Consider the following 23,411-nt stretch of genomic DNA (forward strand, 5'->3'; position numbering starts at 1 on the left):
GACCGGGCCGGGCCGGTCGTGGGAGCCGGCCCGGCCACGGCGCTCAGGAGCGCCGGTACACCTGACGCCCGGCGAACCAGGTCTCGGTCACCGCCGTGGTGTACAGCTCCTCGACGGGCGTCCGGAAGGGGTCGCGGTCCAGCACCACGAAGTCGGCGGACTTGCCCGGGGTCAGCGACCCGGTGACGTCGTCCACCCCCATGGCGCGCGCACCGGACAGCGTGAACGCCTCGACGGCCTCGGCGAGCGTGATGGCCTGCTCCGGCCACAGCGCGCCGGGGTGCGCACCCGCCGGGTCCCGGCGGGTGACCAGGCCCTGGATGCCCTCCCAGGCGTTGGGCGACTCGCTGACCGGCCAGTCCGACCCGCCCGCGACCAGCGCGCCGCTGTCGAGCAGCGCGCGGTTGGGCTGCATCCGGGACGCGCGCTCGGCGGGCAGCACGTTCGCGATCGCCGACGGGATCACGCCCGGCACCCACAGGAACGGCGAGATGTCGGCGGCCACGCCCAGCGCGCCGAACCGCGCCAGGTCGTCGGGGTGCACGAACTGCCCGTGCGCCACCTGGAACCGCGTGCCGGTGTGGCCCTCGCCGCGCAGCTTCTCCACCGCGTCCAGCGTCGCGCGCACCGCCGCGTCACCGGTGCAGTGGACCTTGGCCGACAGCCCGGCGTCCGCCGCCGCGCGCAACCACCCCTCCAGCTCGGCGGGCGGCATGGTCGGCGCGCCGTGGAAGCACGCGCCGTGCACCTCGTCGGGGAGGTAGGGCTCCAGGAACGCGGCCGTGCGGGTGGGCGGGACGCCGTCGAGGAAGATCTTCACGAAGTCCGGGCGGTGGTGCTCGCCCCGGTAGCGCTCCCCCACCTCCAGCAGGGCCGACCCGATCGGGTCGAAACCGAAGATCGGGTCGTTGATCAGCAGCGACGAGACGACCCAGGCCCCCAGTTCGCCCGCGTCGTCCAGGGACTTGAGGGCGTTGAGGATGTCGACCGAGACCCCGGCGTCCTGGAACGCGGTGATGCCGTAGGAGTGCAGGACGCCGATCGCGTGCCGGGAAGCACTCGCGTGCTGCTCCTCGGTCAGCGTGCTGGTCTCCCGCACCGCCCGCTCGACCTGCACGCCCGCCGCTTCCAGCAGCACGCCGGTGGGCGCTCCGCCGGCCGGGTCGCGGACGATCACGCCGCCGGCCGGGTCCGGGGTCGAGGCGGTCACCCCGGCCAGTTCCAGCGCCCGGCTGCTGACCCACCGGTTGTGCCTGCTGTCGTCGGTGAGCATGACCGGCCGGCCGCCCGCCGCCTCGTCCAGCGCGTGCCGGGCGGATTCCCGCGACAGCGCGTCGACCAGGGTCGACGCCCACGCGCCGCCCACCACCCACTCGTCCGGACCGAGGTCGCGCGACCAGGCCCGGACGGCGTCCAGGATCGCCTCGACACCGTGGTCGCCGCCGAAGGTGAGCTCGAACAGCGCGGCGCGGCCGGCCAGCGCGTGGTGGTTGTGCACGTCCACCAGGCCGGGCATGACGAACGCGCCGCCCAGGTCGCGGACCTCGGTGTCCGGGCCGGGCTCGACCTCGTCGAGCGCGACCACCCGGCCGCCCTCGACGGCCAACGCCGTCGCACGGGGGCGCGCGTGGTCGACCGTGTGGACCGTCGCGTTGGTGAGGATCAGATCGGCTGCCAAGGTACGGGCACTCCCGGTCGGGTCGTGGCGGTGCCGTGTGCGGCGGCACCGGGCAGCCGTCCACGCCCGCCTGGGGGCGGAAAGGCGGGGCTCGGACCCGGGACGCGGCTCCTCACCCTGACCCCGGCAGTCTTGGCCCGCCGGGGTCCCGGCGGAACGGCCCCACCGGGGACCGTGCGGCACCGGACAAGAAGGATGCACTGACGACCAACCGGGCGCTACCGGAACCCGCACCTCCCGCAATGCGCCCGCGCGGCGGCCTCCGCTGTCGATCGGTCGGTGGACCCGTCGCGGACGGACCCCTCCGCCGGGTCAGCCCAGCACGCGGTGGAGGGCGGTGGCGCAGCGGGCGGCCAGCTCGTCGAGCTGACCGGCGTCGATCACCAGGGGCGGCCCGAACAGCAGCAGGTCCCCGTCCCGGCCGTCCGCGCAGCCCGTGGAGTGGTAGAGCAGCAGGCCGTCGTCCTTCGCCGCCGCCACCACGCGCTCGGCGACGCGGTCCGCGCGGTCGAAGGGCCGCCGGGTCTCGCGGTCCGCGACCAGCTCCACCGCCCGCAGCAGGCCGAGCCCCCGGACGTCCCCCACCGCCGGGTGGTCGCCCAGGTGGTGGCGCAGCGCGGCGTCGAGCTCGGCACCGCCCTCGGCCGCGCGCGCGACGAGGTTCCGCTCGGTCAGCACCTTCAGCACCGCCGACCCGGCCGCCGCGCCCACGGGGTGGTGGGAGTACGTGAAACCGTGGGTGAAGCCGGCGAGGGTGTCGTGCACCGCGCCGGAGCACACGGCCAGCCCCAGCGGCCAGTAGCCGGCCGCCGCGCCCTTCGCCGCGACGAGCAGGTCCGGTCGCAGGTCCCAGTGCTCCGAGGCGAACCACGCGCCGGTGCGGCCGAAGCCGGTCATCACCTCGTCCGCGATCAGCAGCACGCCCCGGCGGCGGCACACCTCGGCGACGGCGGGCCAGTACCCGTCGTCGGGCACGCACGCGCCGAGCGCCGCGCCGGCGACGGGTTCGGCGATGAACGCCGCCACGTCGTCGTCGATCAGCCGGTTCAACTGCGCGGCGTGCCACCGGCCGCAGCCGTGCGGGTGGGTCGGCGCGGGGCACCGGTACTCGTAGGGGGCGGTGGTGCGCCGCGCCGACCCGAGCCACGGCAGGTACGGCGCGCGCAACCCGGCGCGGCCCGACACGTCGAGCGCGCCCCTGCTGTTGCCGTGGTAGGCCCCGTCCCGGCCGATCACGACGTGCCGGTCCTCGCCCCGCGCCAGGTGGTAGGCGCGGGCCATCTTCAGCGCGGTCTCCACGGCCTCGCTGCCGCCGGAGACCGGGTAGATCCGGGGGTCGTCGACCGGCAGCAGCGGGGCGAGCTCGTCGGCGTAGGCGTCGAGCGCTTCGCTGCGGAACGCGGTCGCGTGCACGTAGGCGACCGCTTCCGCCTGACGCGCGATCGCGGCCACCACCTCGGTCACGCCGTGGCCCAGGGAGGTGACCACCGCGCCGCCGGACCCGTCGAGGTAGCGGCGGCCCTCGGTGTCGAAGACCACCGCCCCCTCGCCGCGCGCGACCACCGGCAGGTCCCGCCCGCGCGCGAAGACGTGGTCGCTCACCCGGCGTCCGCGACTTCGCCCACGGCCTCGGCGAACAGCCGCAGCGCGGTGTCCGCCTCCTGCTCGGCCACCACCAGCGGCGGCGACATCCGGATGCTGCTCTCGCCGCACTCCAGCACCAGCAGACCTCGTTCGAACGCCTTGCGCTGCACGGCTTCCGCGTGCTCGGCGGTGTCGAACTCGATGCCGATCATGAGCCCGACGCCGCGCACGTCGGTGACCAGACCGGGATGCCGCGCGCGGAGCGTCCCGAGTCCGGCCAGGAGGTGGTCGCCGATCCTGGTCGCGTTGGCGAGCAGGCCCTCTTCGCGGATGGTCTCCAGCGTGGCCAGGCCCGCCGCGCACGGCACCGGGCTGCCGCCGTAGGTCGAGCCGTGCGCGCCCGCGCCCCACCGCTCCATCAGCTCGGCACGCGCCATGAACGCGCCCAGCGGCAGGCCCGAGGCCAGTCCCTTCGCGCTGATCAGCACGTCCGGCCGCACGCCGGTGTGCTCGACCGCCCACATCCTGCCGGTGCGCCCCGCGCCGGACTGCACCTCGTCGGCCACCAGCAGGATGCCGTGCCGGTCGCACAGCTCCCGCAGCCGGGCCAGCCAGCCGGGCGGCGGCACGACGTACCCGCCCTCGCCCTGCACCGGCTCCACGAACACCGCCGCCACCTCGTCGGCCGGCACCTGGTAGCGGAACAGCACGTTCTCGATGTGCTCGAACGTCTCGTCGGTGCCGTACGGCGCGTGCAGCACGCCGGGCAGCAGCGGACCGAACCCCTTGTGGTACTTGGCCTTCGACGCGGTGAGCGTGACCGCGCCGTAGCTGCGGCCGTGGAACGCGCCGAAGAAGCTGATCACGTACGGCCGGCCGGTGGCGTAGCGGGCGAGCTTGAGCGCGCCCTCCACCGCCTCCGCGCCGGAGTTGGTCAGGAACACCCGCACCGGGCCGTCGATCGGCGCGGTCTCCGCGAGCGCCTCGCACATCCGCGAGTAGATCGGCAGGTAGAAGTCGCTCGCCGAGTAGTGCAGCAGCTCGGCGCTCTGCCGCTGCACGGCCTCGACCACGCGCGGGTGGGCGTGACCGGTGGAGTTGACCGCGATGCCCGCGTTGAAGTCCAGGAACAGGTTGCCGTCGACGTCCTCGATCACGCAGCCCCGGCCCCGCTGCGGCACCAGCGGGTACGCCCGGGGCAGGGACCGGCTGGTCACCGCCAGGTCGCGCGCCAGGACCTCGCGGGCCAACGGGCCGGGGAGCTCGGTGCGCAGGTGCGGCACGGGGCGCGCGGCGGTCATCGGGCCACCACCGTGCGGGACTGCTCGCGCAGGAACTGCTGCACGTAGTGGACCCCGCCGCCGGCCTTGCCGGAGCTGCCCGAGCCCTTCCAGCCGCCGAAGGGCTGCACGCCCGGCCACGCGCCGGTCGTCGCGCCCGCCGCGCGGTTCACGTACACCACGCCCGCCTCGATCTCGGCCAGGAACCGGTCGACCTCGGTGTCGTCCCCGGAGAAGAACCCGGCGGTGAGACCGAAATCGGTGTCGTTGGCCAGCTCCAGCGCCTCGTCCAGCGAGTCGACCGGCGCGACGGCGACCAGCGGCACGAACAGCTCATCGCGGAACAACCGGTCGTCCGGTGGCAGTCCGGTGACGACGGTCGGTGTGACGAAGTGGCCGTGTGCCCCGCCTGGACCGGGGGCCGGCACCTCCCCGCCGGCGACCACCCGGCCGTGGGCGCGGGCGTGGTCCACGGCGTCGCGGAACCGGGCCACCGCGGCGGCGTCGACGACCGGGCCGACGAACACCGCGCGGTCCGTCGGGTCGCCCACCACGAGTTCGGCCGCGCGGGCGGCGAGCTCGGCCAGCAGCGGCTCGTACACGGCCCGGTCGACGTAGACCCGGGAGCAGGCCGAGCACTTCTGCCCGGAGAACCCGAACGCGGACCGCGTGATGCCGGCGGCGGCCACGGCCAGGTCGGCGCTGCGGGTGACGATCGCCGGGTTCTTGCCGCCCATCTCGCAGATCACCGGTTTCGGGTACCGGGTGGCGAACGTGCGGTGGACCTCCATGCCGACCTGGTAGGACCCGGTGAACGTCAGCCCGTCCACGCCGGGGTGCGCCACCAGCGCGCGGCCGGTCGCGTCGCCGCCGGGCAGCAGGTGCAGCGCGTCGGCGGGGACACCGGCCTCGCGCAGGCACCCGACCAGCTTCGCGGCGGTGAACGTGCCCTGGGGACTGGGCTTGAGCACGACGGTGTTGCCCGCGACCAGCGCGCCGCCGGCCGGACCGGCGGCCAGCGCCATCGGGAAGTTGAACGGGCTGATCACGCCCCACACGCCGTACGGGCGCAGGACGCTGCGGGTGTGCTCGCGCTCGGAGAGCCGCTCCATGTCGAGCTCGAACCCGTCGTGGTCGGCGAACTGGCGGCAGTAGTACCGGATCAGGTCGGCGGACTCCTCGACGTCGCCCAGCGCCTCCAACCGGTTCTTGCCCACCTCCACGCTCATCAGCGCGGCCAGCTCGTGGACCCGCCCGCTGATCAGGTCGGCGGCGGCGCGCAACACCGCCACCCGCTCCTGCCACGGCGTCGACGCCCACGGCTTGGCCGCGCGCCGGGCGGCGGTCACCGCGTCGTCCACATCGGACTCGTCGGCGGTGTGCGCGGAGCACAGCACGGTCGCGGTGTCACCCGGGCTGGTCACCGCGAACACCGGGCCGCTCGTGCGGGCGGTGCCGCCGACGTCCACCGGGATCGTGGTGCCGAGCCAGGTCTTGGCGACCCGCAGGCCCCGGTCGTACGCGGCGTGCAGGTCTTCGTTGTCGGCGGTCAGGGTCGCGTAGGTCACGCGGTCGGACGACGTCATCGCTGTTTCCCCTTCAGGGCAAGGTGAAGGACGCCCACCGGGCGGCGGGCGGAGAAACGGGGACATGACGTCAGAGGGAGGTCCAGCCGCCCAGCGCACGCGGCAGGAGCAGACGCCGTTCGCTGAAGGGCCCCATCGGTCGACTCCACGGTTGCGGACTGCGGTGCGGCGCACCTTCCGGCGTGCCGCTCTCTCGGTGTTTTGTCTACCCGACCCGATCGGCCGGGCGCAACCCTCCGCGCCGCCGGGTCGGACCGGCCCGGCGGCGCGGAGGCCGGGCGGATCACCCGCCCGAGTGACCGGCCACGCGCCGCAAGGCCACTCGGCCGGGTGACTCGGGCACTACCCCGGCCGGTGGTGGGAACTCTCGGCGGACAGCGGTCCACGCGATCCCGTGGCACCCGTCGATCCGAGGGGGTCCGAATGAACACCCGCGTCCTGGTCGCCGTGCTCGCCTGCGCGGCGGCCACCCAGATGTCGGTCGCGCAGATGCCGGTCGCGCACGCCGACGCGTCCGCCGTGTCGGCCGCGTGCGGCACGACCCCGGAGGACCGCGTGACCTCGCGCGGCGAAACCCAGGCGCGGTCGCAGTCCTGGCTGGACGAGCGGGTGCCGTACAGCCAGAGCGCCTGCCACCGCAACCAGTTCGGCGACTACCGGACCGACTGCTCCGGCTACGTCTCGATGGCGTGGGGCCTGAACCACTCCCGCACCACCACCACGCTGCGCGAGGTGGGCACCGAGGTGCCGCGCGCCGACCTGCGCGCCGGTGACGCCCTCGTGAACGACGGGCACGCGGCGTTGTTCATCCGCTGGGCGGACGACGCCAAGACGGAACCGGTCATGCGCGAGCAGACCGGGCCGGACGGCGAACTCCCCGTCGAGCGCAAGTGGACGGCGGGCCGCCTCGACACCTACACCCCGTTGCGCTACAACAAGATCGTCGAGTAAGGGGTGCCACGCGACTCGTGGAACGGCCGGCTGTGACGACGCGGTGGGGTAGGTGATCTCGCCGCCCCGCTCACCGGCCGCGCCACCCGCCTCATCCGCCGTTTTGCCACGATGTGGAAGAGCGGAGCGTAGACGAGGAAAATATCCCCTGGTCAGAGGCATTTCCATGATGCGGGAAGCATCGGGGCGCGGTTGACGGGGTCCCGTCGGCGTCCCTAGCGTTCCCGGCATGAGGCTGCCCCGGCTGACCACGCGTCAGCACGTCGACCTGCTCCGGGTCGCCAGCGCGCTGTGTCTGCCTCGCTGAGCGACACCCCCTTCCTGCTCCGGCCGACAGACCGCGCCCGACCTCGGGTCCGCGGCATCCCGGCAACCCCTTTCCCTTCCCCGCACCAGGTTCTCCCGTGACAAGGAGTGGCAGGCACACTCATGGGTTTTTTCGCGCACTCCCAAGCTTCCCGGGCCGCCGCGCTCGGTGTCACCGCCCTGCTCACGGCCGCGCTGGCGGCGTGCGGCGGCCAGGCGGACGCCGGTTCCGGGCAGATCGTGGTCAAGCTGGTCGACCCCGGCAACTACGGACCGCTCGCCTACGCCAAGAAGAACAACAGCTTCGACGGCCCGCTGGCCGAGCTGAACGCCAGGGTCGAGTGGGGCGGCACGTACGCGTCGTTCACCGCGACCACCGACGCGATCCACTCCGGCGCGGTCAACTTCGCCGAGGGTGCCTTCTCCCCCGCCCTCGGCTACCTCGCCACGTCCGACGACATCAAGGTCGTCGCGGTGAAGGACGTGGTGACCGACCCGCGCGCCGGTGCGGGCGACGGGCTGATCGTGCCGCCGGACAGCCCGATCAAGTCCGTCCAGGACCTGCGCGGCAAGCGGGTCGCGGTGAACAAGGCGGGGCGCGGCGAGTACCTGCTCCTGCTCGCGCTGAAGGAGGCGGGCATCCCCGCCGACCAGGTGCAGCGCGTCTACCTGCAACAGGACCAGGCAGCGTCGGCGTTCACCAGCGGCCAGGTCGACGCGTGGGTGGCGATCGTGCGGGCGTTCCCGCAGGCGGTGGCCAAGGGCGCGCGGGTGGTGTTCCGCGGGCGGGACCTCCCCTCGGACGACCTGAACATGTTCGTCGCCCGCACCGACCTGCTCGCCCGGAACCCCGAGGTGGTCCGCACCCTCGTCCGGGTCCTGTCCGGACTGGACGAGAAGGAGAAGGCGGAACCGGAGGCGTTCCAGAACGTCTTCACCGACCAGGGACCGGCGGCGGCGACCGGGCTGCAACTGGAGAACAACATCGCCATCGGCCGCTACGACAACGTGCTGCGGCTGCCGCAGCCCGCCGACGAGGCCCGGTTGACCGGCGTGTCCACGGTCTTCACCGAGAACAAGGTGCTGCCGGAGAACCCCGACCCGAAAACGGTCTTCCACGACTGGGGCGGGGCGAAGTGACCGTCACGGTGGACCGCGCCGCCCCGGCGGTGCCCGGGTTGGAGGTGCCCCAGTTCCTCGGGACCAAGACCCGCAACCGGTGGTCGTCGCTCGCGCTGCGGGTCAGCGTGCCGGCGCTGATCCTGGTGGCGTGGTGGTACACGACCACGCACGGCCTGGTGTCGACCGAGGTCCTGGCCTCTCCCGGGCAGGTGGTGCGGGCGTTCTGGGAACTGGTGGAGACCGGCCAGCTCTGGGAGTACGGGCTCGCGTCGTTCCGGCGCGCCGGGCTCGGCGTCGGCATCGGGGTGGGCATCGCGCTGGTGCTCGGCCTGGTCAGCGGGTTGACCAGGCTCGGTGAAGAGCTGGTCGACGCGACCGTGCAGATCGTGCGCGTGGTGCCGTTCCTGGCCCTGGTGCCGCTGTTCATCTCGTGGTTCGGCGTCGACGAGGCGTTCAAGGTGGCCCTGATCGCGGTGTCCTCCGCCTCGCCGATGTACGCCTACACCTACCTGGGCGTGCGGTCGGTGGACCGCAAGGTGGTCGAGGCGGTGCGCGGGTTCGGGTTGACCGGCTTCCGGCTGGCCGTCGGCGTGATCGTGCCGAGCGCGCTGCCGAACATCCTGATGGCGCTGCGGATCTGCCTGGGCATCAGCCTGGTCGGGTTGATCGCGGCCGAGCAGGTCGGGGCCACCGAGGGCATCGGCTACCTGGTCACCCTCGCGCAGCAGTACTACCGCAACGACTACATGGTGCTGTGCATCGTGATCTACGCGCTGATCGGGATCGGGGTGGACCTGGTGATCAGGTTGGTGGAGCGGACCACCATGCCGTGGCTGCGGCACGGGACGGCGGGCGCATGAGCGACGCCGTGGTGCGGTTGCGCGGCATCCGCAAGAGCTTCGGTGCCACCCGGGTCCTGGACGGGATCGACCTGGACATCGCGCCGGGCGAGTTCGTCGCGCTGCTCGGGCCGAGCGGCACCGGCAAGACCACCCTGCTGCGGCTGCTGTCCGGGTTGCAGCGCGCCGACGCCGGCACCGTGCTGGTGCCGCGCGTGCGGACGGTGGTGTACCAGGAGCCGCGCCTGGTGCAGGCCCGCCGGGTGCTCGCGAACGTGACGATCGGGCAGCGCGGCAAGGCCGCTCGCGGTCCCGGGCTCGCGGCGCTGGCCGAGGTCGGGCTCGCGGACAAGGCGCGGAGCTGGCCCGCCACGCTGTCCGGCGGCGAGGCGCAGCGGGTCGCGCTGGCCCGCGCCCTGGTCCGGCAGCCGGAACTGCTGCTGCTCGACGAGCCGTTCGCCGCGCTGGACGCGCTGACCCGCTTGCAGATGCAGGAACTCGTCGCCGAGCTGTGCGCCCGGCACCGCCCGGCGGTGCTGCTGGTGACCCACGACGTCGACGAGGCGCTGTTGTTGGCCGACCGCGCGATCGTGCTGCGGGACGGCGGTTTCGCCCTCGACCGCCGGATCGACGTCGACCGGCCGCGCGACCGCGACGACCGCGCCGTGATCGCGCACCGCAAGGACTACCTCGCCGCGCTCGGGGTCTCCCCCGACCGCTCTCCCAGGAGCACTCATGAGCACACCGACGCTTGAGAACCGGATCTGGTACACCCGCTGCCCGGTGCCCACCGCGAGCGGCCTGGCCCACCACCTGGGCTGGCTGGCCGAGGAGTTCGCGGCCGACGGCCTGGACGTGGGCGTGTTGCAGGACGCGCCGCCGGACATCGCCGCCCGGCACTTCGACCACCGGCTGGTCGGCCTGTTCCGCGAGGGCGGCAACGTCCCGGCGCTGGTCGCGAAGTCCGAAGGCGCGCCGACCCGGCTGATCGGGCTGACCTGGATCGACGAGTCGCAGGCGATCGTGGTCCGGCCGGACTCCGGCATCACCGCGCCCGGACACCTGGCGGGCCGGCGGGTCGCGCTGCCCGCGTTCGCCGCCGACCGGGCCCGCAGCTTCCCCCGGGCGATGGCGCTGCACGGGTTCGCCGGCGCGCTGGGCACCGCCGGGCTGACCACCGCGGACGTCACCTTCGTCGAGGTGGCGACCGGGCAGGGCGACGTGGGTCGCGGTGCCCCGGGCGGCGGCTCGCTGTTCGGCATCGAGGCGCTGGCCGCCGGCGACGTCGACGCCGTCTACGTCAAGGGTGCCCAGGCCGCCGAGCAGGCCGCGGCGCACGGGCTGGTGGTCGGGGTCGACCTGGACTCGTTCGCCGACCGGCGGCACCGGGTGAACAACGGCACGCCGCGACCGATCACCGTGCACGAGCAGATCCTGGCCGAGCGGCCGGACCTGGTGGTCCGCTTCCTGGTCCGGACGCTGCGCGCGGCGGACTGGGCGGCGGACAACCTGGACCGGGTGCGCGAGATCCTGGCCCGGGAGACCCGGTCCGGCCCGGCCGGCGTCGCCGCCGCCTACCGGGACGGGTTCCACCGGGCGCTGCACCCCGACCTGTCCGAGGAGCGGCTGGACCTGCTCGCCCACCAGAAGGACTTCCTGCTGTCGCAAGGGTTCCTCGCCCGCGACGTGGACGTCCGGGCGTGGGCCGCACCCGAGCCGCTGGCCGAGGCCCGCGCGCTGGTGGCGGGTGCGCGATGACCGCACCCCGGATCATCTGGACCGTCCCCACCCGGGGCGACGGTCGCGGGAACCGCTCGCGCGGCTGGGGTTCCGCGCCGCCGCTGCCACCGTCCATCCGGGACGGTCGGGCCGGCGGACCGGCGTTCACCCCGTTCGACTACCTGCACCAGGTCTCCCGGGCCGCCGAACTGGGCGGGCTCGGCGGCGTGTACGTGCCCTACGACCCGCTCGGCGAGGAGTCGCTGGTGGTGTCCGGCTCGCTCGGCCGCGACAGCAGGTTCCTGGAGGTGGTGGCCGGGTTCCCGGCGGGGATCGCCACCCCGGTCTACGCGGCGAAGCTGTCCGCGACGCTGCAACGGGCGTTCGGCGGGCGGCTGGCCTGGCGGCTGGAGGTCGACCTGGACGAGGGCGTCCAGCGCACCCAGGGCGACTTCGTCACCGGCACCGACCGGTACGCGCGGGCCGCGGAGTTCCTGACCGTCGCGAAAGCGGTGTGGCACGGGCGGGACGTGGACTTCACCGGCCGGTTCTACGAGGTCGTCAAGGGCGGTTTCACCGGGCCGCTGGCCGGTCTGCCGTTCCCGGCGGTCTACCTGTCCGGCACGTCGGACGAGGCGCTGGCCCTGTCCGCCGAGCACGCCGACGTGCACGTCTTCGACCTCGCCCCGGACGACGAGCTGGACCGGGACCTCGCCCGGCTCGACGGGCGGGTCCGGCGGGCGTTGCAGGCCACCGTGCACACCCGCGAGGAGGAGTCGGAGCTGACCGGCGCACCGGGTCTGCGCGGCACGTACGCACAGGTGGCAGATCAGATTTCGGCGTACGCCGAGCGGGGGTTCGACACCTTCTTCCTGGCCGCCGAACCCCGGCTGGAAGAAGCGCTGCGGATCGCGCAGCACGTGCGTCCGCTGCTCGCGGGAAGGGCATGACATGGCGATCGACATCTGGTGGCGGATCGGGATGGCGGGCGACCCGAGTTCGCTGCGCACCGCGCACCGCCAGTCCCGCGGCGACTGGGCCCCACCGGGGCCGGACAGCATCACGCCGGGGCTGCGCGCGGGCGAGCCGGACGGCTACGGCCTGCTCGACTACCTGGCCGAGACCGCGCGCGCGGCCGAGGGACTGGGGTTCCACGGCGGGCTGCTGCCCTCGTTCCCCGGCACCGACGACCCGTGGGCGGTGGCGTCCGCGCTGGCCCGGGAGACCAAGACCTACCGGTTCATGGTCGCGTTCCAGCCGGGCTTCCTCAACCCGGTGCAGGCCGCGCGGATGACCGCGAGCCTGCACCGCGCCACGGCGGGGCGGGTCACCTACAACATCATCACCGGCGGTGGCGGCCCGCCGCAGTTGTGGTGGGGCGACAAGGTCGCGCACGACGACCGGTACGCCCGCACCTCGGAGTTCCTGGACGTGCTGCGCGGGGTGTGGGACGGCGGGCCGTTCGACTTCGACGGCCGGTTCTACCGGGTGGAGGGCGGCGGGCTGCCCGGTCCGCTCGCCGGGCTGCCGTTCCCCGAGGTGTACTTCTCCGGCTCGTCGCCGGCGGCGATCGAGGCGGCCGGGCGGCACGCCGACTACTACCTGTCGTGGCTGGAGCCGGTGGAGGCGCTGCGCGCCAAGTTCGACGCGGTCCGCGCGCGCAGCGCGGCACCGAAGTTCGCGGTCCGGGTGGACGTGCTGGCCCGGGAGACCGCCGAGGAGGCGTGGGCCGACATCGAGCGCGGGTGGCGGCACGTGCGGCCGGAAGCCGTGCGGGCGCAGCTCTCCCGGGACGGCGGCGACTCGTTCGGCGTGCGCCGGGCCGTCTCCTTCCAGCCCGGGTCGTTCACCGGGTTCCGCGATTTCGAGGTGCGGCCCAACGTGTTCGCCGGGCTCGCGCTGATGCGGCCCGGTCCGGCGTTCGGCCTGGTCGGCAGCTACGAACAGGTCGCCGAGCGGCTCGACGAGCTGCTCGACCTCGGTGTCGACTCGTTGATCCTGGCCGGCGGCCCGCACCTGGAGGAGGCGTACCGGGTGGCCGAAGGCGTCCTGCCGCTGCTGAGGGGCAGGCTCGGGCAGCGCGGGCCGGTGACGGTCGGTGCGTAGGACCGCCGGCGGCCGAGGACCGGGAGGCCGGTGATGGCGACGAGCGCCGCCCCGCCGGGTGCGCAAGCCGTGCGGCGCGCGCTCGGCGTGCTCCAGTGCTTCCGCCACCACGGACCGGAGCTGGGCGTCACCGACATCGCCAAGGCCATGACCCTGCCGATCAGCACCGCGCACCGGCTGGTGCTCGCGCTGGTGGCGGCCGGGTTCCTGCAACGCGACCCGGACACCGCGCGGTACCGGCTCGGCACGACCGTCGCCGAGCTGGGCCAGTTGCACTACTTCCAGCACGGTCTGCACCGGCTGGAGCCGGTGCTCGACCGGCTCGCCCGCGCCACCAGGGCATCCGCCAGCGTCTCCGTGCGCAGCGGGCACGACGCGCTCGTGCTGATCGGCGGCATGGTCGGCGCGGAATCCTCCGACGGCGTCCGCGCGCCGCTGCACACCACCGCCATGGGCAAGGTGCTGCTGGCGTGGGCCCCGCCGGGCGAGGACGACCTGGCCGCGCTGCCCGACCTGGTCCGGCCGACCGCCCGGACCATCGGCGACCGCGACGACCTGCGCGCGGAGCTGGTCCGGGTGCGGGCGGCGGGTTACGCCGTGAACAACGGGGAGAGCGAGGTCGGCGTCCGGTCGGTCTCGGTGCCGGTGCTCGACGCCGACGGCTTCTCCTACGCGGCGCTGACCCTGCGGGCCACCCCCGAACTGATCACCGACGACCGCGTCCGCTGGTTCGTCGACCAGGCGCTGGCCCGGGTGGACCGGGTCGCCGCGCTGCTGCTCCCCCCGCTCTGAACCCCGGTCCGGTCGCCCGGCGCGCGTGCGCCGGGCGACCACCGCACTCGCCTGGAGGCCCGTGATGACCGTTCGCGTGGGATTCTTCCCGCACAACAACTCGCTGTTCGTGCTGCGGCACAACGGCATCCTGGAACGCAGGCTGCCCGACGTGACGTGGGTCGACCTGCGCTCGCTCCCGCAGGGCGAGCGGCCCGACCCGCGATCGGGGCTGCCGACCGTGCACAGCGACCAGCTCTTCGCCGCCGGCGGCTACGACGTGATCGGCACCGGCTTCACCCCGCCGATCACCGCGCTGGGCGCGGGCCACGACGTCGTGTACCTCGGCGTGTCCGGGCCGCGCACGGAGAACGGCCGGATCGTGGTGCGCGCCGACTCGCCGATCCGGGAGGTCGCCGACCTGCGCGGTCGCCGGGTCGGCATCGCGCACGGCTCCTGGCAGACCACGCTGCTGCTGTTCGCCCTCGACCAGGCCGGGCTGACCTGGGCGGACGTCGAACCGGTGAAAACCGGGGCGGACGCGGCCCAGCGGTTCCTCGACGGCGACATCGACGCGTGGACGGGCTCCTACCCGGACCTGGACCGGGTGGAGGCCGAGACCGGGGTGCGCACGCTCGTGGCGACCGAAGGGCTGTTCAGCCACCCGTCGCTGTGGTTCACCCGCCGGGACTTCGCCGAGGGCAACCGGGAGGAGCTGGCGGCGATCGTCGAGTCGTTGCAGGAGTCCGACCGGTGGATCACCGACAACCCGCGCGCCGCCGCGCGGTACTTCGTGGACGACGCGGCGTCCCGGGGCGTGGCCGCCGACCTCGACTCGTGGGAACGGGCGCTGCGCAACCGGCCGTTCGGGGTGCACCCGGTGGGCGAGGACTTCCTGGCCGAGCAGCAGCGGGCCTCCGACCTGCTCGCCGCCAACGGCCTGCTCCCCCGCCCGGTGGAGGTCCGGGACGCGGTCCTGCCGTGGGTGAATGACCTCGTCGCCGGCACGCTCGCGGCGCGCGCCTGACCACCGGGGTTCCCGGCGTCGGCGGCCCGCCGACGCCGGGAACCCCGGTGTCGCCCGCACCCGTCCGGCGCTGACCCGGTCGCGGGCGGTCGTGGCGGGAGGGATTCTCGCGAGGACAGGCGTTCCTCGTGCCGCGCGCGGGCGCGGTGGTGTTCCGGGCGGTGCCCGGTCGGTGTGACCGGGCACCGCCGGGTGCGCTAAAGTCGGTTCGCGGCAAGGAGTTCGGGATCGGACCTGGACCACCGCCGGCACTCCGCGGAGCGCGGGACCGACACCGCGTCCGCCCACCCGCCGCCCGATCCCGCCGAGGCGTCCCGTCGTGGGCCCGTCGGCCGAAGGAATCGTCGTGACCGTTTACTCCCAGCACCCCAGTCGCGGGAAGATGCAGGTCCTCGCCACCTACCGGGGCCCGGCCGGCGTGGTGTCCTCGACCGTCACCAGCCTCGACGACACCACCCTCGTGGCACCGATCGTCGACGCGCTCAACCGGATCTCCGCGTGCGCCACGGTCCCCGTCAGCGTGCACGACGCCCGTGACGGCCGGGCCGCCTACTACCCGGCCGACCACCTCGCCGCGCTCACCGACCCGAGCGTCCGCCGGGACCTGCTCACCGGTGCCCACAGCCTGTGGTACGAGTACGTCAAGGCGCTCCTGCACGACTCCCTCCTCTACCTCGACGAGTCCGTCGAACAGGTCCCCGAACCGGTCCGGCTGGCGATCAGCGCCGAGCTGGACGCGGAGGCGCGCGGGCTGCGCGAGGCGCTGGCCGGGTTCTCCGACGGCATCGACCCGCCCGCCGCACCGAACCAGCGGGTCTGGGACTTCACCGCGCCGTTCGTGTCGTTCGGGGACGTCGACGGCCTCAGCGGCGAGACCCGCCGCCGGCTGGACCGCGCGGAGCAGGGCGTCGGCGCGGAGCGGGTCCGCACCGGGGCCGCCGACCTGCGGCTGCTCCTCGACGCCTACACCCGGTCCACCAACGACGGCGTCCGGCTGCTCGTCGAGGACTTCACGATCACGGACGACCCCTTCGACGAGGCCCGGGAGAGCCTCTTCCTCAGCGTGGACGCCCCGCTGCCCGACGGCGCGCACGACCGGACCGACTGGCAGGTCGTGATCTGCCGGTGGGTCGCGGACGACCCGGAGGACGAGGACAGCGGTGCCACCGGCGAACCGGTGCTGGTGTGCCGCCGCCCGGCGCACCCCTCGGCCGCCGAGCTCGCCGAGCTGCTGAACCTCAGCGGCGGGAGCGCGGAGCGGCTGGCCGGCTGGGCGGCCACCCCCGTCGGCGAACCGCTCGCCGGCACCTCCTTCGTCGTGACGGAACGACCCGACCAGTGACCGACCGCGTCGGCCGGCGGCCCGGCACCCGACCCGTGCGCGGAACGGAGCGGTGCCCGTCCGCAGGGTGGTGAGTGCGGTCCCGCAGGGCGTGTGACCTGCCCGAACAGGGTGTTCGCACCGATCGTGACACGTGGCCCGTCGCGCGCCCGGCCGCGACCGCGTGCGCGCAGGGCCAACTGGCGGACGCGTTGGCACAAATAGGCCACTTCGGTGGTCCGTATGCTGGAGTCCACCCCCTGCTGTGGTCCGGAGGCGCTGAACCATGACCATCCACCGTGACCTGCTGATCGCCGGCTCCGACGTGCCCGCGACCTCAGGACGCACCGTCGACGACGTGAACCCCCACACCGGCGAGGTCTACGCGACCGTCGCCGCCGCCGGTCCCGAGGACGTGGCGAAGGCGGTGGCCGCCGCCGACGCCGCGTTCGCCGACTGGGCGGCGGTCCGCCCGTTCGCCCGGCGCAAGATCCTGCTCGACGCCGCCGACCTGCTCGACTCCCGCGCCGAGCAGGCCGTGCGGCTGATGGCGGGCGAGGCGGGCGGCACCAAGCGGTGGGCGATGTTCAACGTCTTCCTCGCCGCCAACATCCTGCGGGAGGCCGCCGCCGCGGTGACCGCGCCGCTGGGCGAGGTGCTGTCGGCGCAGGAGCCCGGTGCGCTCGGCCTGGCCGTGCGGGAGCCGGTCGGCGTCGTGGCGGCGTTCGCGCCGTGGAACGCGCCGCTGATCCTGGGCACCCGGGCGTTCGCCGCGCCGATCGCGGCCGGCAACACCGTCGTGCTCAAGCCCAGCGAGGACGCTCCGCTGGCGTCGGGGCTGTTCCTGGCCGACGTGCTGCGCGACGCCGGGCTGCCCGACGGGGTGCTGAACGTGGTCACCAACGACCCGGCGGACGCCGCCGAGGTCGCCGAGGCGCTGATCGCCGACCCGAGGGTGCGGGTGGTCAACTTCACCGGCTCGACCGGCGTCGGCCGGATCATCGGCACGCACGCCGCCCGCCACCTCAAGCCGGCCGTGCTGGAGCTGGGCGGCAAGAACGCGATCATCGTGCTGGACGACGCCGACCTGGGCCACGCGGTGGACGCGGCGGTGTTCGGGGTGTTCATGAACTCCGGCCAGATCTGCATGTCCGGCGACCGGGTGCTGGTGCACGAGCGGATCGCGGACGAGTTCACCGAGCGGTTCGTGGCCAAGATCGCCGCACTGCCCCACGGCGACCCGACCGACCCGGCGACGGTGATCGGCCCGCTGGTCAACACCGGGTCGGCGGTGCGGGTCGCGGCGCTGGTGCGCGACGCGCGCGACAAGGGCGCGACCGTGCTCACCGGTGGCGAGGAGCCGACCGGCGCGCTGCACCGGGCGACCGTGCTGACCGGCGTCACGCCGGACATGGAGCTGCACTACGGCGAGGCGTTCGGGCCGGTCTGCGTGCTGGAGACCTTCGCGTCCGACGACGAGGCCGTGGCCCGCGCCAACGACACGGAGCACGGTCTCACCTGCGGCATCCTCACCGAGAACGGCACCAGGGGGTTGTCCCTGGCGCGCCGGGTGAAGACCGGGATCGTGCACGTCAACGACCAGTCGGTGGGCGACGAGCCGCAGGCCCCGTTCGGCGGCGTCGGTGCCAGCGGCTACGGGCGGTTCGGCGGCCGGTGGGGCGTCGAGGCGTTCACCACGACCCGCTGGATCACCTTGGCCACCGAGCACGCGCACTACCCGTTCTGATCGGGACGGCGCGACGCGTGCGGCGGTCGGTGGCCGTCGACCGCGATGCGCGTCCTGGTGCCCGGTCCGGGTGACGGGCCGGCCGTGGTGGCTACCCGGCGAGCCGGGTGGCCACCGCGTCCTCCACGACGGGGGTCAGGGTGATCACGTAGCTGCGCCCGAGGTGGTTGTGGTCGCCGTAGATGTAGACGTTGCCCACGGCCGGCCCGCACCGGCTCGCGTCGCAGAAGTAGTCGCCGAAGTCGGCGAACCGGATGCCGGCGGGCAGGTCCGCGATCCGCTCGTAGGGCGGCGGCCCGTACACCTCGGCGCGCGGCACGTCGCACTCGTCGGAGCCCAGGCCGTTGATCGCCAGGCACTCGGCGGGCGAGACGTCGAACCGGGGGTTGTCGCGGAAGGCGAGCAGCGGGATGCCCGCCGCGTCGAGCCTGCGCCACTGCGCGACGAACCCGTCCGGGGTCTCCTCGGTGAGACCCCGGCGGACGTTGCGGCTGCCGTTGAGGATCACCAGGTCCGGCTTGAGGTCGATGATCCTGCCCACCACCGCGTCGGACCACCCCGGGCAGTACAGCGGCTCGTCGGACTCGACGTAGGAGTCGGTGGACAGCGGGCACCCGCCCTTGAAGAACGTGGTGAACTCCCAGTCGCGCCGCTCGGCGATGATCTCGAACGCCGGCAGGTACGAGTGCATGTGCGAGTCGCCGACCACGACGATGCGCTTGACCGGCTCGCCGTCGCCCCGGTACGCGCAGGTGGAGACGTCCTCGTTGGTGCCCCGGTTCAGGCACTCGGGGCCGACCGCCGCGACGTCGTCGCGCAGGGCCTCCAGCGGGGGCACGACCTCCGCGTCGGGCGAGCCCTCGTACTCGAAGCCGGGCCGGTGCGCGAGCGCGCCGGGGTGGTCGGGGTCGGGCGCGAACGAGTAGGAGTCGACCCGGTGCTGCGTGACGACCTGCCACGTCCCGGCGACCACCAGCACCGGGACCATCAGCAGCAGGCCGAACCGGTAGGCACCCCACGGCTTGGCCACGCCGACGGCCGACCGGCGCACGGGCTGCTCCACGAGGTGGTGGGTCGCCACGGCCAGCGCGACGGACACCCCGATCACCAGCGCGCCGTCCGCGAAGTCCACGGCCTCCTGGCGGGTGGTCACCAGGAACAGCACCAGCACCGGCCAGTGCCACAGGTACAGCGAGTAGCTCACGTCGCCCAGGTACTTCAGCGCGGGCGTGCCCAGCACCCGGTCGACGCCGATCCCGCTGCCGCTGGTGCCCGCCACGACGACCGCCGCGCCGCACAGCGTGGGCCACAGCGCGAGGTAGCCGGGGAACACGGTGCCCACCTGGAGCACCAGGCCGCAGGCGACCAGCCCGACCAGGCCGACCCAGCCGAGCACCACCCGTGACGCGCGGGTCAGCACGATCCGGTCGGCGACGAACGCCAGCAGGCCGCCCAGCGCGAACTCCCAGGCGCGGGTCAGCGAGTGGAAGTACGCCAGGGGCTGGTCGACCATCGTCAGCGCGACCGAGAACACCAGCGACTCGACCAGCACGGCGATCAGCGCCCAGCGGAGCACCTGTCGCGCGCCCCGGCCGGTGAGCCGGCCGAGCACCAGGGCGGCGGCGGCCAGCAGCGGCCACACCACGAAGAACTGGCCCTGGATGGACAGCGACCAGAAGTGCTGGACCACGCTGGCCGAGTTGTGCTGCGCGAAGTAGTCCGCGGAGTCCGCCGCGAGTTGCCAGTTCTCCAGGTAGAGGGCCGCCGCGACGACCTCGCGGATGGTCTGGAACCAGCGGTTGCCGGGCAGCAGGAGGTAGCTCGCGACCAGCACCGCCAGCAGCACGGTGAGCGCGGCCGGGAACAGCCGCTTGATCATCCGCCCCCACAGGGGCACGAACGCGATCCGCCCCTTGTCGGTGGCGCGCAGCAGTTGGCCGGTGACCAGGAACCCGGAGATGACGAAGAAGACGTCCACGCCGCCGGACACCCGGCCCAGCCACACGTGGTAGACCACGACGAGGGCGACCGCCACCGCGCGCAGGCCCTGGATCTCCGGGCGGAACCGCGCGACGGGCAGCCGCACGGTGGGCGTCGCGTCCGCGCGCGCGGACTGGGCAACGGTCAAGATCGGCTCCGGATCGCAATCAGCACGCGTCGCCGATCCCGTGTTTCGGGACGCCCCCCCAATGCCACTCGGACGAGTGACGTCCGGACGACCTTACCCGAGACCCGACTGGGGGATCTGCCGAATGTCCCACCTGTGGTAATGACCATCACCCAGGGTCACCCCCAGGGCTCCTGACCGACGCTTCGCGCTCCACCGCGTCACCCTCCGTCGCACATCGGTTCGATCCGATGGTAAGTCGGTCGACGCCGTCGCGACGGGTGGAGACGCGATCGGCGGTCTTCCCGGAGCCCGCTGGTGTCGTGCTACGGTTTCACGTGTAAGAACTTCCTTACACGTGAAGGGACAACCTGACCATGACGCGGCCGACCGGTGACGACCTGGTCGAGGTCCTGGCCGCCCTCGCCAACCCGCTGCGGCTGCGGATCGTCGCGACGCTCGCGGGCGGCCGGGACTACGTCAGCAACCTGGCCCGCGAGATCGGCATCAGCCGCCCCCTGCTGCACATGCACCTGCGGCGGCTGGAGGCGGCCGGCCTGGTGGTGGGCACGCTCGAACTGTCCGCCGACGGCAAGGCCATGAAGTACTACGAGGTCGCCGAGTTCGACGTGCGCCTCACCGCCGCCACGCTCGCCGAGGCGGCCCTCACCCTCACCGACCCCGACCGGGGTCCCGGACGCAAGGAGCGTTCCTGATGCACCTCAGCGCGGAGGGGACCACCACGTGGCCCGACGCGGTCCTCACCATCGGCCTGCTGTTCCTGGCCGTGGTCACCGCCCTGTTCCTGTTCCAGGGCTTCCTGGACATCCGCAAGGCCAAGATCAACGCCGGCCAGGAGGAGCACCTGCGCCAACTCGTCGGCCGCTACGAGCAGCTCGCCGAGAAGACCCTCGACGCCCAGCAGCGCACCGCCGCCGACGTCGCCGAGCTGCGCACCAGGACGGCGTCGATCGAGCAGATCCTCCGGACCGTCGAGTGAGAGCCGTGGTGCAGGACCGGTACGGCACGCCGGACGTGCTGGCACCGGCCGACCTGGGCACGCCGGCCCCCGGTGCCGGCCAGGTGCTGGTGCGGGTGCGGGCGGCGTCGGTCAACTACGCCGACTGGCTCTTCCTCACCGGCACGCCGTACCTGCTGCGGCTCGCGGCGGGCCCGCGCCGGCCGAAGAACCCCGTGCGGGGCACCGACCTGGCGGGCGTGGTCGAGGCGGTGGGTCCGGGCGTGACCGGCGTGCGGGCCGGTGACGAGGTGCTCGGCCAGGGCGAGGGCACGTTCGCCGAGTACGCACTGGCGCGGGCCGACCACCTGGTCGCCAAACCGGCGAACCTCACGTTCGAGCAGGCCGCCGCGCTGCCGATGGCCGGGCTCACCGCGCTGCACGGGCTGCGCGCGGCGAAGGCGGCGGCCGGGGACCGGGTGCTGGTCAACGGCGCGGCGGGCGGCGTCGGGTCGTTCGCCGTCCAGCTCGCCCGGCACCGGGGCTGCGTGGTGACGGCGGTGTGCGGCGGGTCCGACGAGCTGCTGCGCTCGGTCGGCGTGGACGACGTGATCGACTACCGGACCCGCGACTTCACCCGGGAGGACGCCCGCTACGACGTCATCCTGGACAACGTCGGCAACCACTCGCCCACCGCCCTGTGCCGGGTGCTGACCAGGCGCGGCACGCTGCTGCCCAACAGCGGGCGCGGCGGGCGGTGGCTGGGCAGCCTGCCCCGGATCGTGCGCGGGGCGGTCACCTCGCCGCTGGTCGGCCGGCGGATCAAGGTGTACGTCTCGACCCCGAACCCGGCCGACCTCGCCGAGCTCGTCGCGCTCGCCGAGGCCGGCGCGGTCGTGCCGCTGGTGGGCCGCACCTACCCCCTGGAGCGGGTCGCGGACGCGCTCGCGCACGTCGGTGCGGGCCACGCCAGGGGCAAGGTCGTCGTCACCACGTGAGCGGGGTGCCCTGGTCGTTCCAGCCGTGCCGGAGGACCGGCTCGCCACCGGCGCGGTGGAACGGACGGGCCGCGCCGGGCGGACTACGGCGGACCGGTGGTGCCGAGCCGGTTGGCCCGGTCGGTGAGGTACCGGCGTTCCGGCGCGCTCGTCGCGCGGCGGGCGGCGTCGCGGTAGGCCGCGCTCGCCGCCGCGTGGTCCCCGGCCTGGTCGAGCAGGTGCGCGCGGACGGCGTGCAGCCGGTGGTGGTCGGCGAGGCGCTTGTCCCGCCCGATCTCGGCGAGCAGCTCCAAGGCCGCTCCCGGCCCGTGCACGACGCCGACCGCGACCACCCGGTTGAGGGCGGTCATCGGGTTCGGCGCGACCAGTTCCAGCAGGTCGTACAGCGCCAGCACCTGCGGCCAGTCGGTCTCCTGCGCGCTCGGTGCCTCGGTGTGCACGGCGGCGATCGCGGCCTGGAGCTGGTACGGGCCGACCCGGCCGCGCGGCAGGGTCCGGCTGATCAGCGCCACACCCTCGGCGACCAGGTCCCGGTCCCACCGGGTGCGGTCCTGCTCGGCCAGCGGCACCACACCGCCGTCCGGCGCGGTGCGGGCCGGGCGGCGGGCGTCGGTGAGCAGCATGAGCGCCAGCAGGCCCGCGACCTCCGGGTCGTCGGGCAGCAGGTCCGCCAGCCACCGGGTCAGCCGGATCGCCTCGTCCGACAGCGCCGGCGTGGTCAGGTCCGCGCCGCCGGTGGTGGTGTGGCCTTCGCTGAACACCAGGTAGAGCACGTGCAGCACGGCCCGCAACCGGTCGGCGCGGTCCGCCGGCGACAGCGCGCCGAAGCCCGTGCCCCTGATCGTCTGCTTGGCGCGGCTGATCCGCTGCGCCATGGTGCTCTCCGGCACCAGGAACGCGGCGGCGATCTGCGCGGTCGTCAGGCCGCCCACCGCGCGCAGGGTCAGCGCGACCCGGCTGGGGTCCGACAGCGCCGGGTGGCAGCACAGGAACACCAGCGCCAGCGAGTCGTCCCGGTCGTGGTCGGCGTCGGCGGGCCGGGCGAGCAGGAGCGCCTGCGGGGTCCCGGCCGACTCCCGCCGCCGGCGCGCCCGCTCGGTGCGGACGTGGTCGACCAGCCGCCGCGCGGCGACGGTGATCAGCCAGCCGCGCGGGTTGTCGGGCAGCCCGGACGGCCACTGGCCGGCGGCGTCGAGCAACGCCTCCTGCACGGCGTCCTCGCAGGCGTCGAACCGGCCGTACCGGCGCACGAGCGCGCCGAGGACCTCCGGCGCGAGGTCGCGCAACAGGTCCTCGACCCGGGGTGTCATC

Annotated in this window: 21 protein-coding genes; 15 read left to right on the plus strand and 6 right to left on the minus strand. The window is 74.0% G+C overall.

Features of this window, described 5'->3' with window-relative positions:
• Window positions 1–43: 43 nt before the first annotated feature.
• From AB0G01_RS17275 to AB0G01_RS17290, 4 genes are all read right to left on the minus strand, one after another.
• Entirely contained in the window at window positions 44–1,678 is a 1,635-nt protein-coding gene (locus AB0G01_RS17275; protein WP_360946254.1) for an amidohydrolase, read from the minus strand.
• Between the two features lie 312 nt (window positions 1,679–1,990).
• A complete protein-coding gene (locus tag AB0G01_RS17280; protein WP_360946257.1) occupies window positions 1,991–3,280 on the minus strand; it encodes an aminotransferase class III-fold pyridoxal phosphate-dependent enzyme in 1,290 nt (429 codons plus the stop codon).
• A complete protein-coding gene (locus tag AB0G01_RS17285; RefSeq protein WP_360946260.1) occupies window positions 3,277–4,563 on the minus strand; it encodes an aminotransferase class III-fold pyridoxal phosphate-dependent enzyme in 1,287 nt (428 codons plus the stop codon). Before AB0G01_RS17285 ends, AB0G01_RS17280 begins: the two co-directional genes overlap by 4 nt.
• Window positions 4,560–6,128 carry an aldehyde dehydrogenase family protein gene (locus tag AB0G01_RS17290; protein ID WP_360946263.1) on the minus strand — a complete coding sequence of 523 codons (1,569 nt, stop codon included), beginning with the start codon at window positions 6,126–6,128 and terminating at the stop codon, window positions 4,560–4,562. Before AB0G01_RS17290 ends, AB0G01_RS17285 begins: the two co-directional genes overlap by 4 nt.
• Window positions 6,129–6,551: 423 nt before the next feature.
• Between AB0G01_RS17290 and AB0G01_RS17295 the strand changes: the two genes are divergently transcribed.
• The 12 genes from AB0G01_RS17295 to AB0G01_RS17350 all read left to right on the plus strand — a co-directional run bounded on the left by AB0G01_RS17295 (window position 6,552) and on the right by AB0G01_RS17350 (window position 18,037).
• The gene (locus tag AB0G01_RS17295) at window positions 6,552–7,079 is read left to right on the plus strand and encodes a hypothetical protein (RefSeq protein WP_360946266.1); all 528 of its coding nucleotides are present in this window, start codon (window positions 6,552–6,554) and stop codon (window positions 7,077–7,079) included.
• 229 nt (window positions 7,080–7,308) lie between these two features.
• Window positions 7,309–7,386 (plus strand): putative leader peptide, encoded by a 78-nt coding sequence (locus tag AB0G01_RS17300; protein ID WP_360946510.1) that lies wholly within the window; start codon window positions 7,309–7,311, stop codon window positions 7,384–7,386.
• 122 nt (window positions 7,387–7,508) lie between these two features.
• A complete protein-coding gene (locus AB0G01_RS17305; protein ID WP_360946269.1) occupies window positions 7,509–8,525 on the plus strand; it encodes an NrtA/SsuA/CpmA family ABC transporter substrate-binding protein in 1,017 nt (338 codons plus the stop codon).
• Window positions 8,522–9,367, plus strand: a complete 846-nt coding sequence (locus tag AB0G01_RS17310) for an ABC transporter permease subunit (protein WP_360946272.1) — start codon at window positions 8,522–8,524, stop codon at window positions 9,365–9,367. The genes AB0G01_RS17305 and AB0G01_RS17310 overlap by 4 nt, the downstream gene beginning before the upstream one ends.
• On the plus strand, window positions 9,364–10,101 hold the full coding sequence (locus AB0G01_RS17315) for an ABC transporter ATP-binding protein (protein ID WP_360946275.1): 738 nt from the start codon (window positions 9,364–9,366) through the stop codon (window positions 10,099–10,101). The genes AB0G01_RS17310 and AB0G01_RS17315 overlap by 4 nt, the downstream gene beginning before the upstream one ends.
• Window positions 10,082–11,104 (plus strand): ABC transporter substrate-binding protein, encoded by a 1,023-nt coding sequence (locus AB0G01_RS17320; protein ID WP_360946278.1) that lies wholly within the window; start codon window positions 10,082–10,084, stop codon window positions 11,102–11,104. Before AB0G01_RS17315 ends, AB0G01_RS17320 begins: the two co-directional genes overlap by 20 nt.
• Window positions 11,101–12,015 carry an LLM class flavin-dependent oxidoreductase gene (locus AB0G01_RS17325; protein WP_360946281.1) on the plus strand — a complete coding sequence of 305 codons (915 nt, stop codon included), beginning with the start codon at window positions 11,101–11,103 and terminating at the stop codon, window positions 12,013–12,015. Before AB0G01_RS17320 ends, AB0G01_RS17325 begins: the two co-directional genes overlap by 4 nt.
• Window position 12,016: 1 nt before the next feature.
• On the plus strand, window positions 12,017–13,171 hold the full coding sequence (locus AB0G01_RS17330) for an LLM class flavin-dependent oxidoreductase (RefSeq protein WP_360946284.1): 1,155 nt from the start codon (window positions 12,017–12,019) through the stop codon (window positions 13,169–13,171).
• A gap of 33 nt (window positions 13,172–13,204) precedes the next feature.
• The gene (locus tag AB0G01_RS17335; RefSeq protein WP_360946287.1) at window positions 13,205–13,963 is read left to right on the plus strand and encodes an IclR family transcriptional regulator; all 759 of its coding nucleotides are present in this window, start codon (window positions 13,205–13,207) and stop codon (window positions 13,961–13,963) included.
• Window positions 13,964–14,027: 64 nt separating this feature from the next.
• Window positions 14,028–14,969 carry an ABC transporter substrate-binding protein gene (locus tag AB0G01_RS17340; protein ID WP_360946290.1) on the plus strand — a complete coding sequence of 314 codons (942 nt, stop codon included), beginning with the start codon at window positions 14,028–14,030 and terminating at the stop codon, window positions 14,967–14,969.
• Between the two features lie 346 nt (window positions 14,970–15,315).
• Entirely contained in the window at window positions 15,316–16,311 is a 996-nt protein-coding gene (locus tag AB0G01_RS17345) for a hypothetical protein (protein WP_360946293.1), read from the plus strand.
• A 265-nt stretch (window positions 16,312–16,576) separates the two neighbouring features.
• Window positions 16,577–18,037, plus strand: coding sequence for an aldehyde dehydrogenase family protein (locus tag AB0G01_RS17350; protein ID WP_360946296.1), 1,461 nt, complete (start codon window positions 16,577–16,579; stop codon window positions 18,035–18,037).
• A 91-nt stretch (window positions 18,038–18,128) separates the two neighbouring features.
• Here the strand turns inward: AB0G01_RS17350 and AB0G01_RS17355 are convergent, their stop codons facing one another.
• Window positions 18,129–20,165 (minus strand): acyltransferase family protein, encoded by a 2,037-nt coding sequence (locus tag AB0G01_RS17355; RefSeq protein WP_360946299.1) that lies wholly within the window; start codon window positions 20,163–20,165, stop codon window positions 18,129–18,131.
• A 356-nt stretch (window positions 20,166–20,521) separates the two neighbouring features.
• Here AB0G01_RS17355 and AB0G01_RS17360 point away from each other — a divergent pair, with 356 nt between their 5' ends.
• The 3 genes from AB0G01_RS17360 to AB0G01_RS17370 are packed head-to-tail and all read left to right on the plus strand — an operon-like array spanning window position 20,522 to window position 22,100.
• A complete protein-coding gene (locus AB0G01_RS17360; RefSeq protein WP_360946302.1) occupies window positions 20,522–20,860 on the plus strand; it encodes a winged helix-turn-helix domain-containing protein in 339 nt (112 codons plus the stop codon).
• Window positions 20,860–21,144: a hypothetical protein gene (locus AB0G01_RS17365; protein ID WP_360946305.1), complete on the plus strand. Its 285-nt coding sequence runs from the start codon at window positions 20,860–20,862 to the stop codon at window positions 21,142–21,144. Before AB0G01_RS17360 ends, AB0G01_RS17365 begins: the two co-directional genes overlap by 1 nt.
• Entirely contained in the window at window positions 21,141–22,100 is a 960-nt protein-coding gene (locus AB0G01_RS17370) for an NAD(P)-dependent alcohol dehydrogenase (RefSeq protein ID WP_360946308.1), read from the plus strand. The genes AB0G01_RS17365 and AB0G01_RS17370 overlap by 4 nt, the downstream gene beginning before the upstream one ends.
• Window positions 22,101–22,183: 83 nt before the next feature.
• Here the strand turns inward: AB0G01_RS17370 and AB0G01_RS17375 are convergent, their stop codons facing one another.
• A complete protein-coding gene (locus AB0G01_RS17375; RefSeq protein WP_360946311.1) occupies window positions 22,184–23,410 on the minus strand; it encodes a DUF6596 domain-containing protein in 1,227 nt (408 codons plus the stop codon).
• Window position 23,411 lies beyond the last annotated feature (1 nt).

Origin of the sequence: Actinosynnema sp. NPDC023587 (genome assembly GCF_040640215.1) — a bacterium.
In the GTDB taxonomy this organism is placed as follows: Bacteria; Actinomycetota; Actinomycetes; order Mycobacteriales; family Pseudonocardiaceae; genus Actinosynnema.